The 16,527-nt window shown below is 71.5% G+C and carries 10 protein-coding genes; 5 read left to right on the top strand and 5 right to left on the bottom strand.

From position 1 onward, the window contains the following. Positions 1–16: 16 nt before the first annotated feature. On the bottom strand, positions 17–1,432 hold the full coding sequence (locus ACT01A_RS25580) for an MFS transporter (protein ID WP_445152867.1): 1,416 nt from the start codon (positions 1,430–1,432) through the stop codon (positions 17–19). A gap of 238 nt (positions 1,433–1,670) precedes the next feature. Here ACT01A_RS25580 and ACT01A_RS25575 point away from each other — a divergent pair, with 238 nt between their 5' ends. After that, the gene (locus tag ACT01A_RS25575) at positions 1,671–3,890 is read left to right on the top strand and encodes a TolB family protein (RefSeq protein ID WP_445149941.1); all 2,220 of its coding nucleotides are present in this window, start codon (positions 1,671–1,673) and stop codon (positions 3,888–3,890) included. Positions 3,891–3,993: 103 nt separating this feature from the next. Here ACT01A_RS25575 and ACT01A_RS25570 read toward each other — a convergent pair whose 3' ends face one another. The 4 genes from ACT01A_RS25570 to ACT01A_RS25555 form a co-directional block, all read right to left on the bottom strand. Beyond that, positions 3,994–5,946, bottom strand: coding sequence for a hypothetical protein (locus tag ACT01A_RS25570; protein ID WP_445149940.1), 1,953 nt, complete (start codon positions 5,944–5,946; stop codon positions 3,994–3,996). Between the two features lie 19 nt (positions 5,947–5,965). Further along, positions 5,966–7,459, bottom strand: a complete 1,494-nt coding sequence (locus ACT01A_RS25565; RefSeq protein ID WP_445149939.1) for an Ig-like domain-containing protein — start codon at positions 7,457–7,459, stop codon at positions 5,966–5,968. A gap of 209 nt (positions 7,460–7,668) precedes the next feature. Continuing rightward, complete coding sequence (locus ACT01A_RS25560) at positions 7,669–8,631, bottom strand: YihY/virulence factor BrkB family protein (RefSeq protein WP_445149938.1); 963 nt, start codon at positions 8,629–8,631, stop codon at positions 7,669–7,671. 255 nt (positions 8,632–8,886) lie between these two features. Continuing rightward, positions 8,887–10,431, bottom strand: coding sequence for a M28 family peptidase (locus ACT01A_RS25555; RefSeq protein ID WP_445149937.1), 1,545 nt, complete (start codon positions 10,429–10,431; stop codon positions 8,887–8,889). A 238-nt stretch (positions 10,432–10,669) separates the two neighbouring features. Between ACT01A_RS25555 and ACT01A_RS25550 the strand changes: the two genes are divergently transcribed. The 4 genes from ACT01A_RS25550 (at position 10,670) to ACT01A_RS25535 (ending at position 16,519) form a co-directional block, all read left to right on the top strand. Beyond that, positions 10,670–12,367, top strand: a complete 1,698-nt coding sequence (locus ACT01A_RS25550) for a phospholipase D-like domain-containing protein (protein ID WP_445149936.1) — start codon at positions 10,670–10,672, stop codon at positions 12,365–12,367. A gap of 127 nt (positions 12,368–12,494) precedes the next feature. After that, on the top strand, positions 12,495–14,213 hold the full coding sequence (locus ACT01A_RS25545) for a hypothetical protein (protein WP_445149935.1): 1,719 nt from the start codon (positions 12,495–12,497) through the stop codon (positions 14,211–14,213). Between the two features lie 113 nt (positions 14,214–14,326). Beyond that, entirely contained in the window at positions 14,327–16,063 is a 1,737-nt protein-coding gene (locus tag ACT01A_RS25540) for an HD-GYP domain-containing protein (protein ID WP_445149934.1), read from the top strand. Positions 16,064–16,108: 45 nt separating this feature from the next. Further along, a complete protein-coding gene (locus ACT01A_RS25535) occupies positions 16,109–16,519 on the top strand; it encodes a PPOX class F420-dependent oxidoreductase (RefSeq protein ID WP_445149933.1) in 411 nt (136 codons plus the stop codon). Positions 16,520–16,527 lie beyond the last annotated feature (8 nt).

Below are 16,527 nucleotides of genomic sequence, written 5' to 3'. Positions count from 1 at the left end.
CCCCCCGGGCCCGGCATCACGCGTAGGCGCGTGCGCCGGCTGCCTCGTCCTCGGCCAGCTCGCCGGCCGCTTCGGAATCCCACTCGGGCGCGGGCTCGTCGCGGAGCACCAGCGCCGCGGCCACGATCGCCAGGGCGGCGATCCCGGCGGCGATGAGATAGGCGACGTGGAAGCCGGCGTTCAGGGCCTCCAACGGGCTCGCTCCGCCCTCTCGCTGGGAGCTCGTGCGCTCGGCGGCGAACGTCGCCAGGACCGACAGCGCGATTGCGCCGCCGACCTGCATCGACGTGTTCACCAGGCCCGACGCGATGCCCGAGTCCTGCGGCGTCGATCCCGACATCGCCAGGCCCATGATGGACGGGAAGCTGAGACCCGCGCCGAACCCGAGCAGCACCATCGACGGGAGCATGTTGACGACGTAGGAGCCGTCGACCGGCGCCTGGGTGAGCAGCAGCACGCCGGCGATGATCAGGGTGAGCCCGATGATCAGCGTGTAGCGCTGCCCGAAGCGCTGGGCGACCGGCTGGGCTGCCCGCGTCGAGGCGCCGCCGATCAGCAGCGTCATCGGCAGGAAGGCGAGGCCGATCTCGATCGGGCTGTAGCCGAGGATCTCACCCGCGTAGCGCGCGCCGAAGAAGAAGACGCTGAACATGCCGGACAGCACCCCGAGCAGGACGAGGTTCGCGCCGGTCACGTTGCGCGAGCGGAAGATCCGCAGGGGCAGCAGCGGGTGAGCGATCCGGGCCTGGCGGACGACGAAGCCGGTCAGCAAGACGAGCGCGACGGCTGCGAGCCCGAGGGTCTGCGCCGATCCCCAGCCCTCCTTCTCGACGCCGACGATCGCGTAGACGGCGATCATCAGGCCGCCGGTCAGCATCAGCGCGCCCGGCACGTCGACCTTGTTCTCCTTGAGGCCGAGGCCGGGACGGTCGGGGACCAGCCGCTTGGCCAGGCCCACGGTCGCGATGCCGATCGGGACGTTGACGATGAAGATCCAGTGCCAGCTGAGGATGTCGGTCAGAACCCCGCCGAGCAGCAGGCCCAGCGAGCCGCCGGCCGAGGCGACGAACGAGTACACCCCGATCGCCTCGCCCTGCTCACGCGGCTCCTTGTACATGGTGATGATCATCCCGAGGATCACCGACGAGCCCAGCGCGCCGCCGACGCCTTGCAGGAAGCGCGCGGCGATCAGCACCTCCTGGCTCTCGGCCAGCCCGCAGAGCAGCGACGCGAAGGTGAACAGCGACATGCCCCAGAGGAACATCCGGCGCTGACCGATCAGGTCGCCGATGCGGCCCGACAGCATCAGCAGGCCACCGAACGGGATCAGGTACGCGTTCAGCACCCAGGTCAGGTTGCCGTCGGAGAAGTCCAGGCTGTCCTTCAGCACCGGCAGCGCCGTGTTCACGATCGTCCCGTCCAGGACGATCATCAACATCCCCAGGCAGAGCACGTAGAGCGCGATCTTGTTGTTGCGGCGGGTTTCTGCGGCGGTGCTCACGAAGAGGTCTCCTGCGGAGGTCGAGAAAAAGCGGAGTGGACGATCCGATTAGCACCGTAGCAGGACCGGATCGCCCGCTCCGTTTCTGTCGTGTGAACGCCAGGATCCGCGGACACCGCGCCGTCACCCAGACGATCGGACCTCGTTGTCCGGGAAGATGGCGCTCTCGATGGGTGATCTGCGCGCCGCCTGGGCGGCCCTCCTTCTGGCGGTGCTCGTGGTCAGTGCGCTCGACGTCCGGACCGCGGCGGCGGCCGGACAGCGCCGCGAGCACGGCACGCACGGCACGGTCCGCAAGCTGTGCGCCACGACGGCGGTGGAGCGCTGGCCCGGCGGGCCACGCGTCGGCTGGGCGCGGCGCGGCACGGACATGCGGCGCTACTGGTTCCGGGGCGCATGGGCGCTCGGCGTCGTCGAGGACGCCAAGGCGGCCCGGGGCTACGTCGTCCAGCATGCGTTCTGCCCGCCGTCGGCCCGCGGGCGCGAAGCGCTGCGGCGCGACCGCGCGGCCATGCGCAATAGCGGCGGTCGCGGCGGCCGCGGCCGGTCGACCGCGCTGGCGCGACCGTTCCAGGCGCGGATCTGCGCGCCGAGCGTCTGGCTGCGCGACCACCCGATCGACCGCGCCGTCGGGATCCTCTTCGCCGGGGACGTCTTCACCGCGCGGCGCCGGGCGCGCAACCCGTGGTACGGCGGAGTCGGCGCGGGACACGAGCACCGCGCGGGCTGGATCCCGCGCAGCGCGCTGTGCAGCGGGCTGCCGCGGGTGGCCCGCGGCGCGCGCCTGGTCGCACACGACGGGTTCACGGTCCAGGTCCCGCCATCCACGGTGGCGTGCTCGGCGCGGCTGGCCCGTCGCAAGCTGATCGCGGTCGGCACGACGTTCGCGCCCGGGTCGGCGACGTCCGCGGTGCGCGCCGACCTCGTGGTGGCCGGGCACACCGAGCTCGGCCCGGTCTTCCGCCGCGGCGAGGCGCCGTCGCTGGCGCGCGGCGCGGTCGGGCCGTTTCACTGCGGCCGTCGCCAGCACGTGGTCTACACGGTCCTGGCCGGCGCGGGGAAGGGCAAGCGCCTGGAGTACGCGGTGACCGTCGGCGCGCGGGCGGCGTCGGCGCGGGCGGTCGTCGCTCCTCCGCGCGCCCGGCCCGCTGCGTTCCACCGCCCGCCCTCCCCCGGGACCTCCTGCACGGCGCGCCCGACCCTGGTCTACGCGCACGGGCACGAAGGTCCCGTCTCGCATCGCTACGACGCGCGCCCGGCGATCAGCGCCGGCGGCGGCGTGGTCGCTTTCGACTCGCCGCTGGCGCTGCTGGCCCCCGACGCGGGCAGCGACCGGGACGTCTACGTGCGCCGCGGTCCGCGCCTGGTCGCCGACTCGCGCCTGGCGGCCGGGACCGCGACGAGCCGCGCGCCGGCGATCAGCGCCGACGGCCGGCGCGTCGCCTTCGAGTCCGACGACCCCGGCTTGGCCGCCGGCGACCGTAACGGCGCGCGCGACGTCTTCGTCTCCGACGCCGACGGCCCACCGCGCCTGGTCAGCGCGACGCGCTCCGGTTCGAGCGGGAACGCGCGCAGCCGCGCGCCATCGCTCTCGGCCGACGGGCGCCTGGTGGCCTTCGAGTCGCGGGCGACCGATCTCGTGGCGGGCGCGCCGCGCGAGGGCGTCTACGTCGCGGACCTCGCGACCGGGTCGGTGCGGTTGGCGGTCGCCGACGCCTACCGGCCGGCGCTGTCGGGCGACGGCACGACGCTCGTGTTCGAGACCGTGCGCGCTCGCTCGGGCAAGGACCACAACAAGACCTGGGACGTGTACGCCTTGAAGCTCGCGGGAGGCCCGCCGGTCCTGGTCTCCGCCACGCCGCGCGGCGCCGCCGCGCGTGGCCGCAGCCTGGCGGGCGTCCCATCGGCCGACGCCCGCTACGTGGCGTTCATGTCTTCCGCGCCCGATGTCGTGGCCGGCGACACCGGTGGCGTCCGCGACGTGTTCCGGCGCGACCTGCGCAGCGGCCGGACGATCCTGATCTCCCGCGACCGCTGCGGCGGCTTCGCCAACGGCTACTCGCGCTATCCGTCGATCTCGGCCGACGGCCGCCGCGTGGCGTTCGACTCCCACGCCGAGGACATCGTCCGCGCGCCCTCCCACGGCGAGGGCGAGATCTACGTCCGCGACGTTCCCAGCGGCCGCACGACGCTCGCCAGCCGCCGGCCCGACGGGCGTCCGGGATCGCGGACGAGCTTCTCCCCGGCGCTCTCGTCCAACGGCCGCCAAGTCGCGTTCCCGTCGTTCTCGGCCGACCTGACCATCGCCGAGGACACCAACAAGAAGGTCGATCAGCACGTCGCGACGCTCCGCGCCGGCGGCCGCGTCGGGGTCCGGAGGGTCTCGTGACGGGACGGCGGACCTCGGTCGCCGAGGCCGCCGGCGCGCCGGCCAGGAGCGCCGCCCCGTCACCGCCTCGCCCTTCCGCTGCCGGGGCGGGCCGCGCGAGCGTTCAGCCCGTCGTGATCGGCACGGTACGCGGGCCGCGGATGACGACGCCGGCCGATGCCGAGGCCGGATCGCGCTGAAGGCCGCTCACCGTCGCCTGGGACCGCACCGGGCCGCGGACCGTGGTCTTCGCCCGCGCGCGGTAGGTCACGGTGGCGGTGAGCCGGTCTTTCGGGATCGCCCTCACCCAGCACAGCTTGCGCCCGCTGCCCATCGACCGCGGTGCCGCGACGACCGTCAGGCCGGCCGGGACGCGATCGCAGATCCGCACGGTCGTGGCCGTCTTGGGTGCCAGGTCGCGGGCGATCAGCGTGAACGTCACGGTCCGGCCGGCGATCACCGTTCGCCGCGAGGGGATCTTGCGCAGGCGCAGCGCGCCGCGGATCGGCCGCGACGCCAGATGCACCGGTGCGGTGCTCTGCGCCGTGCTGACCTGCGGCTCGGCGCCCGCCGCCTGGACGGTCGCCTGCACCGTCGGGTTGCGGACGATGCCGTCGGCATCGAGCGGAAGGCGGATTCCGAAGTGCAGCGTGACCGCGCTGCGCGGGGCGACCGGGACGTCGACGTCCCAGTGCAGCGCCTGGCCGTCGACCGTGGGATCAGCGGTCGTGATCCCGGTCGTCGAGCCGGCGACATAAGCCGCGCCGTCGGCCATCCGCTCGTCAACGGTCGTCAGCTGCAGCGTCTTGTCGGTGGGGTTGGTGAAGGTGATGGTGTAGCCCGTGCGCAGACCCGCGAGGCCCGAGACGTCGTCGGCGATCTTGGTGATCTCGAGGTGGGGCGTCGTCGTGCTCTGAAGCGGGCGCACGTCGGCCGGGGCCGTCTGCTCGTCGGGGACGACCGTGTAGCCGTCGGCGGTTCCCGCCGCGGTGTTGCGATAGGTGCCGGGCACCGTGCTGACGGTCACCGCGAAGTGCAGGCTGACGGTGGTCAGGCCGGGCACGACCAGCGGGCCGGCCCACGTCAGGCGCTGCCCGGCGATCTGCGGCTCGGCGGTCGTCAGGCCGGTCGTCGAACCCGTGATGTAGGCAAACCCGGGCGGCAGGTCGTCGTAGAGCGAGGTCAGCGGGACGTCGCGGACGTTGGGGTTGGCGATGTTGATGGTGTAGCCCGACGCGCGACCCGCGTCGACGCTGTCGTGGTCGCCGGTCTTGGTGATGACCAAGGGCTGGTTGCCCGTCGGCGAGAACGTGACCAGGCCGGCGACGCTGACCGACGCGCCGGCCGGGATCGTGCGGCTCCAGCTGTTGCCCGCGCCGTTGTCGATGTAGTCCTCGCAGCGGCAGGTGTCCGGGAACGGCCGGCGCGTGCCGATCGCCGCCCAGACCTCCCAGTAGCCCGCGTGGTAGGCGTTGCTGGGGTTGGTGATCGGCGCGAACGCCTCGATCCGCTCGCCGCGCGTGCCGTCCGGATTGGCGGCCAGGCAGGTCGCCGTCCCGTTCTCCAGCAGGCCGAACCCGTAGTCGCTGTTCTGCAGGTAGCAGTCGCCGGCGCGGTAGATCACGACGTCCTGCGGATCGGTGCCCTGGTTGGTGACGGTCACGTCGGTGCGGTAGGACTCGTCGCCGACGACGTAGCGGTCGACCTCGGTCACGCTGAGCGTGCCGCCGGTGACGACCGTTGTGATGGTGTAGGGGTCGGTGGCCGTGCCTGTGCCCGTCGGGCCGGTCTGCGAGACCGGCGTCCAGGCCGTGAGCGGAGCGGCGCCGCTGCCCGCGGGGATGTAGCCGGGGCCGTAGAGCGTGTCGGACGTGGCGACGAGCGTCGCGCAGGCGGTGTCGCCGAAGAACTCCGGCACCGTGTCGCCGACGTGGTCGACCCCGCAGTTGAGGTCGGGCGTGACCAGCACGCGGCTCAGCGGCCCGGCGCTGTCGATCTGGACCGCGGGCGCGGTCGTCGCGGTCACCGCCGCGAGCGTCACGGCCGCGACGATCGGGATCCATGCTCGCCGTCTCATCGTTGCTCGTCTCCTCAACTCATCCCGTGACTGCCGGCACGCGGCAGCCCGGCGTGGCGATCCGAACGGTGCGCGTGCGCGTCCGCGCCGCGCGACCCCCGGGCTGGAAGGTCACCGCGCTGATGGCCACGTTGGCGTGACGACAGCGGCCGCCGAGGCGCTCACGCAACCGCTTGGTGATCGCGAGACGCACCCGCTTGAGGCCGGTGCGCGTCGTGACGACCGGGACCTTGCGACCGTTGGCGCGGACCTGCCCCACGCAGAGCCCGTCCCCGCCGACCTCGCATCGCAGCCCGACCGCGATCGTCGGCGCGCCGGGGATCGCCGGATCGACCTTCGTGATCGTCAACGTCGCCGGATCTTCCGGGTGCGGCGGCAACTCGCCGGGATCGGGCGTGTCGGGAACCGGCTCATCGGGCGGCTCGGGCGGCGCCGGCGGACCGGCGTAGACCAGGATCGTCGCGATCGCGTCGTTGGACGGGCCGCTCTCGTTGCTGGCACGGAACGTGAACGTGTCGGTCCCGACGAAGCCGGCGTCGGCGGTGTAGGTCAGCGTGCCGGTGCTCGGGTCGCCGGTGAGCGTCCCGTGCGCGGGCTGGGTCACGACGGCCCGGCCTTCGATGATCCCGTCGCAGGTCAGGTCGACGGTGACCGGCGTCGTCGCCTGCGTCTCGGCCCCCGTGTCGCGGCACTGCGGCGGCGGATCCGGGATCCGGCCCTGCGGCGAGAACGCCGTCAGATGCGAGCGCGTGACCTCCCCGTGCGCGGGGACGGTGACGTCCCAGCCGATCGCCATGCCGTTGTCGATGAACGTGCTGCAGATGCAGCCGTTGGGCCACTCGAGCGCGCCACGCAGGATGTCGAAGGCGTTGTAGTAGTAGCCCTCGAAGTAGGTGTTGCCGCCGTCGATCGGGATGTAGGCCTCGATGCGCGTCGGCGGATCGTTGTTGACCGTCTTGGTGCACGCGACCGTCGTGCGCCCACCGGCGCTTGGTTCGACGAGGCCGTAGCCGACGTCGCTGGCACCGAGATAGCAGTCCATCCCGTGGCCGAGCTGGACGTCAGCAGGAGCATCGCCGTCGTTGACGATCGTCACGTCGTCGCGAAACGCGTCGTCGCCAACCACGTAGGACGTGCGGTCGCGCAGCGTGATCCCCGAGTCACCGGCGGCGAGGACGGTGACGATGGCGTACGGATCGGCGCGCGTGCCGCTGCCGGTCGTCGCGGACTGGCTGACCAGCCGGACGTTGCCGGCGGTGAGCCGGTTCGTGTACCACGTGCCGTCCACGCGAACACCCGTGAAGCAATTGCCGTCTGTGTTGTAGGGGTTGTAAACCTCGTAGATGTTGCCGTCGGCCTGATGGCGCACCTGGCAGTCGAGGCCCTGGGTGATCCAGATGTCGGTCAGCGGCCCATCGGAGTGGATCACCTGCTGCGCCCCCACCGGCGCCACGCCGCCGCCACCAAGGACGACAAGAGCCGCGATGGACAGCAGCAGCGCACGTCTGAACATGGCTTCAGTGTCTGCCCCGACATGGCCCACCCGCCTCACCCGCGAGGGATGAGTTCGTTTCCCATTAAACTCAGCGATCCTCAACTTCACAGCGTGACAGCGAGTTTTGAGGACGTCGCTCACCCAACACACCTCAACAGCACGTATTGCGCTCAGGATTCCTGAGCGAGAATCATCGTGCTCTACCAGCTGACCGCGCGCTGGAGCTCCTAGCCGCGCGGCGACGATCCTGGGTCGTCGAAGGTCACCGCGATGTGCTGGTCGTCGCGGCGGGCCTGGATCTCGGCCAGCGAGCGCAGCGCCTCGAGGTCGGCGGGCTCGGGCGGGTCGAAGAGGCCGCGCGGCCACAGGCGGCGGGCCAGGACGCTGTTGATCTCGGCGCTGTAGACGACGACGCGCGAGCCGAGGAAGAGCCAGGTGAGCAGGCCGATGACCGTGGCGAACGTGCCGTAGGTCGTGCTCGCGCCCTTGACGACGTGCCCGATGTAGACGCCGCCGACCGCCTGCAGCGCCGTCCACAGCAGCGCGGCCGTTGCGATCCCGGGGCGCAGCTCGCGGGTGGGGACGCTGGGGTCGGTGAGCACGCGGAAGGCGATCGCGAAGAGGATCGCGTTGACGCCCAGCGAGATGACCAGACCGGCGACGGTCAGCGCCGTGCCGCCCAGCCCGCCGGTCACCAGCCCCGTTACCGCGGTCGAGATCAGCTGCATCGTGCCCAGCGCTGTAAGCATGCCCAGTCCGCGCACGCGGGAGATCAAGAAGTCGGGGCGCTCGCGGTGGGCCACGCCGTGGACGCGGTTGAACGCGGTCTGCGTCGCGAGCGTGACGCCGAGGCCGGCCAACAGCGCGCCGACCGCGCCGACGACCACGGCGGCCGTGCTGCCGGTCAGCGACCCGGCCTGGATGTCGTCGCCGACGATCGGGATCTGGTTCAGCGCCGAGTCCAGCACGGCCTGCTGGGCGCCGGGATCACCATCGAGCACGAAGCCGAGCACCGCGACGAAGACCATCAACAACGGGAAGAGGCTGAAGAACGCGTAGTAGGCGATCACCGCCGCGAGGTTGCCGCCCTGGTCGTCGCCGAACTTCTTGATCACCGCGACCGGGACGGCCAGCACCCCGTGGCGGCGCTGGAGGCGATCGAACGCCTTGACCGGCGCGAGCACGTCCATCGCACGACTAGGCGCGGCGGTTGGTCCGGGCGGTGCCTGCGTACCGCGCCGACATGGACGCCCGCGCTTCGCTGAACATCGGCTGAAGCTACGTCGCGCGCGGGTGATGGCGACCCATGCTCCGAGGGTGAAGATCGATCCGGCCGCCGGCCCGGACCGGGTCACGACGAGCGGCGGGGCGGCCGAAGTCCGGTGGCCGCCCCGCGCGCTGCTGTTGGTCTCGTCCCGGCAGGGATGGGGACGAGGTCTCTCGGGTTAGCGGATGAGCTTGGGACCCTTGTAGTCCTGCTGCTTGATCCGCTTGGCCTTGAGCGTCTCGGTGTTGTCGGTCAGGTCGTTCTCGCGCATGACCAGCTTGGCGGTGACGTAGGCCGAGGCGTCAGAGAACTCGTCGAACGCCTGGCGATTGAGGTTGGCCAGCGTGTCGCACGCCTGGTGGTAGCACGGGTCGAACGGGGCGCCCGCCGTGCCGCCGTACTTCTGGGCCTGCTCGGCGGTCTTCACGCCCTCGGCACCGGCAAAGATGCCGCCCGACGGGATCCCGACGTCGGTGAACGCCACGTAGTCGCTGCGGCCGTCGAACGGGATCGTCTCGCTGACCAGCCCGCGGCTGGCCCAGTAGTTGGTGAACAACGCCTCGATGATGTCCGAGCCGGTCGGGCCCTCGTCACCGGGGAAGTCCGAGCCATCGCCGTCGTAGACGAACCGCGCGTAGTTGGGCGAGGCCATCATGTCGAGGTCGACCATCGCGATGATCTCGTCACGCGCGGCCTGGTCGAGCGATTCGACGTAGTGCGCCGAGCCCAGCAGGCCTTCCTCCTCGGCCCCGAAGAACAGGAACCGCAGGTGGTTCTTGGGGTTCTTGACCGCCTTGCCGTACTGCAGCGCGATCTCGATGTCCTGCGCCGAGCCCGACCCGTCGTCGTTGATGCCCGGGCCGGCCGCGACCGAGTCCAGGTGCGAGCCGACGACCACCGTGTGGTCGGTGCGCCCGCCGTCGGGCGCGTCGGCGATCGTGTTGTAGGTCGTGCGCGTCTCCGACAGCGTCGAGGTCGTGACGTGCAGCGTGACCGTGCCGCTCTCGGCCGCCGTGGCCAGCGACTGGCCCTCGGCGAAGCTCACGCCGACCGCCGGGATCGTGACCGGCCCGCCGAGCGTGCCTTCCAGCACGTCGACGCGATCGGGCGCCTGGCCCTCGTTGAAGATCACCACGGCGCTGGCGCCGGCCTCTTGGGCGTTGATGACCTTCTCGCCGAACGTGCACGTGCCGCGCTGGATCAGCGCGATGTTGCCCGCGGTGAAGCCGGCGAAGTCGCTGTCCTCGCAGCCGCTCGTCGAGCTGGGCTCAGGGGTCGGCGGCAGCGTGAGGTCGACCGCCTGGACGTTGGCGGTCACGTCACCGCTGCCCGAGTAGTCGAAGGTGCCGAACTCGTCGTCGGCGTAGGTGTGCTGGTCGGGCGCGGTGCGCTCCAGCGTCGACGGCGCCAGCGGCTCGTAGTAGGGGAACTCGAACGGCTGCACGGTCACCGCGTAGCCGGCGTTCTGCAGCGTGTTGACGACGTAGTCACGCGACTTGTCGAACCCCGGCGAGCCGGAGACGCGCGTACCGCCGTTGCGCTCGGCGATGTTGGCAAACGCGCGCTCGTGGCGCAGGATGTTGTTGACCGTCACGGCGTTGGCCAGCTTGACGGCGACCTTCTCAGACTTGTCCTTCTTCGGCTTGGCAGCCGATGAGACGCCTGGGACAGCAGCAGACACCATCGCCGAGACGGCGACGGCAGCGAGAAGCGCTCGCTTCACGATGTTCCTCCTCCAAAGGTGTATGGACCACGACGCCGTCCTCTCCCAACTGGCGCCGCGCACTCCCCTTAGCCATCGCGGCCCGGCTTGAAACACCATGACGCAGAATCGCTCTTCGATCACTAGCCCCGAATTTCGGCGTACCGTGATATTTCGGCAGACACAGCCGCCGCATCCCATGCCTAGACAGCACCGCTCAGCGTTGCGCAGCGGCGGGCTCCGCCAGTAGCGTCGCGTCGTGAGAGCGAAACCGAGGGCCAAAAGCGGGATCACCATCAACGCGGTCGCGGGGACGAGGGTCGTCTTCCTCGGCCTGGACCTGGCGAAGAGCAAGCATGCCGGCTGTCTCGGGTTCGCGATCAGCCGCCATGACGCGGTCAACGGCGAGACGCGGTGGCTGCGTGGGATGAAGACGTTCGCCGAGACGGATCCCGGCGTCGGGCCGGCGGCCAACGTCTCGACGTTCGACCATCCGATTCAGGGCTTCTGGTGGGCCGACTACGAGGTCGCCCCCGGCCGCGAGTACACCTACGAGGTGGTTCCGCGCTACGGGACCCCGGCGGCGCTGACCAGCCGCGGCTCGGCGTCGGTGACGGTCACGACCGAGCCGGAGGCGGCCACCGCCGAAAGTCCGCACGCGATCTTCTTCAACCGCGGCGCGGTCGCCTCGCAGGAGTACGCGCGCGACTTCCAGGACGTCCTCCCCAAGAACCTCGCCGGCGACCTTCAGAAGGCCGCCTACCGGTACCTCTCCCATGGCCTGGAGGAGGCGCTGCTGGCATTCGTCGCGCGCGCCGCCAACTCCAGGTGGTCCCTGCACGGCGCGGTCTACGAGTTCAACTGGCCGTCGGTGCTCGAGGCGCTCGGCGCCGCGCGCGACCGCAAGGCCAAGGTGTCGGTCGTCTACGACGCGATCTCCAGCAAGTCGGGGCCGCGCGCCAAGTCAGCCACGGCGATCAAGCAGGCCGGGATCGGCGACATCTGCACCCCGCGCACGCAGGGCAAGATCATGCACAACAAGTTCTTCGTGCTGATGAAGGACAAGCAGCCTGTGGCGGTGTGGACCGGTTCGACCAACATCAGCGAGAACGGGATCTTCGGGCACCTCAACGTCGGCCACGTCGTCGAGGACCCTGTGATCGCCCAGGCCTACCTCGACTACTGGACCGAACTGGCCAAGGACTCCCCCACCGCGACGATCAAGGACTGGGTCAACAAGCACAACCCGGAGCCGCCCGCGCCCCCGGCCAAGGCATGGAAGGACCCGGTGTCGGCCGTCTTCTCGCCCCACACCGGCGACGACGTCCTCCAACGCTACGCCGAGCTCGCCGGCCAGGCGAAGCAGGGCTTGTGCATGACGTTCGCGTTCGGCATGAACAAGGCGTTCCAGGGCGTCTACGGGACCAATGACAACATCTTGCGCCTGGCGTTGATGGAGGACTACGGCGTCGGCCGCACCAAGGCTGAACAGACCAAGAAGATCAAGGCGCTGCAGACCCGGTCCAACGTCGTCGTCGCGCTCGGCGGCTCGATCCCCCTCAACGGCTTCGACGGCTGGCTCGCCGAGGCCAACGGCCTGACCAACAACGTGCAGTGGGTTCACACCAAGTTCATGCTCGTCGACCCGCTCTCCGCGTCGCCGACCGTCGTCACCGGGTCCGCCAACTTCAGCGACGCCAGCACCGACACCAACGACGAGAACATGCTCGTCATCCGCGGCGACCGGCGCGTCGCCGACATCTACTTCACCGAGTACATCCGCCTGTTCGCGCACTACGGCTTCCGCGAGGCCGTGGCCATCGCGATCGACCAGCACGAGACGTTCCGCCCCAAGCACCTGAAGGCCAAGACGGCGGAGTGGCTGCCGCCGTACTTCACGGCCGGCGACGACCGCGACACCCGCCGCCGCTACTTCGCGACGGGCAAGACCCACTGAAACTCAGCGTGGCCGCGATGAATGCGCCGCGCGACGTGCCCTCCGCTCCGCCGAGGAACTCCTCCCCACCCGTCTGCTGAAAATCCCCTACCGGTACGCGCGCGAGCCGTTTAGGCTTCCGGCTCTCATGACGCACCGGTCCTCTGCTCGCGCCCGTGCGGCGATCCTCCTCGTGGTGGCGCTCGGCGTCCTGGGTCCGGCGTCTGCCGAGGCCGCCGTCGACTGGGCCGCGCCCACGATGCTCTCGACGCCGACCGTGGACGCCGGCGACGGCGTTCTCGCCGTCAACGAGCAAGGTCGCGCCATCGCGGCGTGGGACGAGGAGTCGGGCAACGGCGTCGTCGCGGTGTCGGTCCGTGACTTCCGCAGCTGGTCGACGCCGCTGGTCGTCTCGAGCCCGGCCAACGGCGGGCTGTCCCCGGCGGTGGCGATCGACCCCCAGGGCACGGCGATCGTGGTCTGGGTCGAGAGTGCCCCCGGCTCCCAGACGTCCACGACCTACGCGCGCGTCCGCCACCTCGGGGTCTGGGGCCCGCGCGAGACCGTGTCGAGCGAGGGCAACCGCGCCTACGTGATCATGGACTCCGCCGGCCGGGCGACCGTCGTGCAGCTGTACGGCATCGGCGACAGCCCCGGCGACGGGCTCTTCGCCCGGCGCCGGTCGCTGGACGGCCAGTGGGAGGCCCCGCAGCGGGTGTCGACCGCGATGCGCGCCGGCCTTGTAAAGCTCGACGTCGACCTCGCCGGCGACGTCGCGGTCGGCTGGAGCAAGTCGGGCAACACCGAGCTCTGGGTTAACGAGCGGACGGCCGGAGGTGGCTGGGGCACCCCGCTGCAACTGGGCAATGGCAACGCCAGCGCGATCACGCTGGCGAAATCACCGCTGAGCGACTCGACGGCGATCGGCGCCTGCTACGGCGCGGCGCCGTGCACCCTGACGCTCTGGACCCGCGCCGTCGGGACCACGGCATGGGTCGCCAACTCGCCCACGACCCGCAGCCCATCGGTGCCGTCGAACCTCCAGGTCGTCGGCGTCGGGCCGGCCCCTCTGGGCGGCGACAAGGGCGGCTACCTCGCCACCAACGCGCTGACGTCGACCGCGGGCGACATCTTCGGCACCTGGACCACGGAGGCGCCGATCCCGCTGTACGGCAAGCTCGGCGCCAACCAGGAAGCGCGCGCGATCATCGCCGGTGTCAACGGATCGCAGATCGTCTCGAGCGATCTCTTCCCCGGCGGCACGTGGAACGCGGCGACGCCGGTGCCGACGATCACCGGCCTCTTCGCGCCGACGATCCTCGCGCTCGGCGTCGACCGCGCCGGCCACGGAACGCTGCTGTGGACCGACCAGAGCGACGAGACCGACGCGCCGCGCCAGATCTCCGCGACGCTGGGCGCCGGCACCGATCCGGACCCGGATCCCGGGGTCCCGTCCCCCACCCCGCCGACGGCCCCGCCCGCCAATCCCGGCACGCCGGGTCCGAGCGCCCCCGCCGCGCCGTCGGCACCCGGCGCCAAGGCCGGTGGCGCGACGACCCAGAAGGCGGGTAACTCGGTCGCGGTGACCGTGTCCTGTCCCGACGCGGCGTGCACCGTCGATGCGTCGGGGACGATGTCGGCCCCGGGCGCGGCGAAGGTCTACAAGCTCACGTCGATCCGCGGCCGCCGGCTCGCCAAGGGCGCGAAGGCCACGTTGAAGGTCAAGCTGCCGGCCGCGGCACGCAGCGCCGCCCGCAAGGCGCTGGCCCGCCACCACAAGGTCTCGGTGACCATCCGCATCACCGTCCGCCCCGCCGCCGGCGGGACCGCGAAGGTCCTGACCCGCAAGATCCGCCTCAAGCGCTGAGGGCGGCCGGGCGCGGCGCCTCGCTGCGGCTTAGCCGTTCGGCTCAGCCGTTTGCGCAGTCATTCTGTCCATGGTCCTTGGCTGTGACGCGCGGCGCACCGATCCTTCGCCCCATGAAGTCCGCCGCGCCCCTTCGCCTTCGTGAACTGCCCGTCGTCGTGATCGCGACCGCGCTCGTCTCGGTCGCGCCCGCCCTCGCTGCGGCTTGGGCCCTGCCGCCGCGTGGCGTGCCGGCGCTCGTCACCTCGGCCGTGCTCGCCGTCGCGCTCTCGACCGCCGTCGCGCGGCTTGGCGCCGCGGCGTGGTCGCGCACGCCCGGCACGCACGACACGCTCTTCGCCGACCTGATGGCCTGGACCTGGGTCCGGCGCCGCGTCGCCGAGCGTCGGCTGGCGCGCGTGCGCCAGGAGATCCTCGACAGCCATCCAGGTCGCGACGCCACGCCCTTGAGCGCGCTGGTCCGGATGGGCCGGCTGCTGGAGGCGCGCGACACCTACACCTACGGTCACAGCCGCCGCGTGGCGAGCCACGCGCAGACGATCGCGCGCGGGATGAAGCTGCCCGAGGAGCAGGTCGAGCTGATCCGCCAGGCGGCGCTGCTGCACGACATCGGCAAGATCTACACGCCCCGCGAGATCATCGACAAGCCAGGGCGCTTGACCGCTGAGGAGTTCGCTGTGATCCGCGCCCATCCGGTCGACGGCGCCGCCCTGCTCATGCACCTCGACCAGCCCGCGATCGTCGCGATCATCCGCCACCACCACGAGCGCCTCGACGGCAAGGGCTACCCCGCCGGCCTGCGCGGCGACGACATCCCGCTCGGCGCGCGGATCGTCGCGGTCGCCGACACCTTCGACGCGCTGACCTCCGCCCGCGCCTACCGCAAGCCGCAGACCCACAAGAAGGCGCTGGCGATCCTCGCCGCCGAGAGCGGCACCCAACTCGACGCCGATGCGGTCGCGAGCTTCACCCGCCACTACTCCGCCGGCCGGCCCGCCGTCTTCGCGGCGATCCTCAGCGCCGCCGGCGAGCGTGCGGTGAGCCTGCTGGCCAGCGCCGGCGCCGGGCTCGCACCGGGCGCCGCGGCCGCCGCCGCGGCGGGTGCGACGATCGCGCTCGGGCACGGCGGCGCGGCGGAGGTCTCCGAGCCCGCGTCGACGAAGGCGCTCCTGGCCGCCGCGCCGGCGGCGCCCAAGACGCAGGCCGCGCGGTCGACGTCCTACCGAACGCCGCCGCTGCTGACCTCCCGGCCCGCGGCCACGTCCACGACGACGCCCGCGCGGCAAGCCCCCAGCACCGCCAAGCGCCGGCGCACGGGGTCCGGGACCCAGACCGGGACCGACGACGGCAGCGGCACCACGCAGGCCGAGGGCACCCAGGACCCGTCGACCGCAACGGGCACCGCCACGCAGCCCGACGCGACCCCGGCGGCGGCGCAGACCAAGACCAACACCGACGCCGGCGATCCCGCCCCGCCGGCCTCGCGCCCGACGACATCTACATCTACATCCACCTCGACCTCGACCTCCAAGCCGACGTCGACCAGCACGCAGGGTTCGAGCAGCACGACGACGAGCGCGCCAACCACGACCACCAGCACCCCGTCGTCACCCGCCACGACGACGCCGACCACCTCGCCGCCGCCCGCCACGACGACGCCGGCACCCACGCCGGCACCCACGCCGCCGCCCGCGACCACCACGCCCGCCGCCTCCGCGCCCGCCGTCACGGTCCCCGCCATCACCACCCCCGCGGTGTCGACCCCCGTCGTGACGGTCCCATCGGTGACCGTGCCCCAGGTCAGCGTCCAGCTCCCGTCCATCTCCATCACCCTCAACCCACACCACTAGACGTCACTCGGAGCCGTCCTCACGCCGCCTCGTAGGATCTCGTCCATGGCCGAGACGCTCACGCCCGAGGTGATCGAGATCCTGACGGCGCGCAACATGGCGCACGTCGCGACGCTGATGAAGGACGGCGCGCCACACACCTCACCGGTGTGGATCGCTGTTGAAGGGGATCGGCTCGCGATCTTCTCGACCCAGGCGCACCTGAAGATCCGCAACCTGCGCCGCGACCCGCGGGTCGCGATCTCCGTCGCCGACGAGGCCAACCCGTACCGGTCGGTCGTCATCCGCGGCCGCGTCGTCGAGGAGCTCGACGGCGACGAGGCGATCGCGATCATGGACCGGATGAGCAACCGCTACGTGGGCCAGGACTTCCCGGTCCGCTCGGCGATCGTGATGCTGATCGAGCCCGAGCGGGTCCTGCTCCAGGATCTGCCGTTCGAGCACTCGCCGGGCTAGCAGCGCCC

Source organism: Baekduia sp. Peel2402 (assembly GCF_052567285.1).
This window is presented reverse-complemented; position numbering and strand designations above follow the sequence as displayed.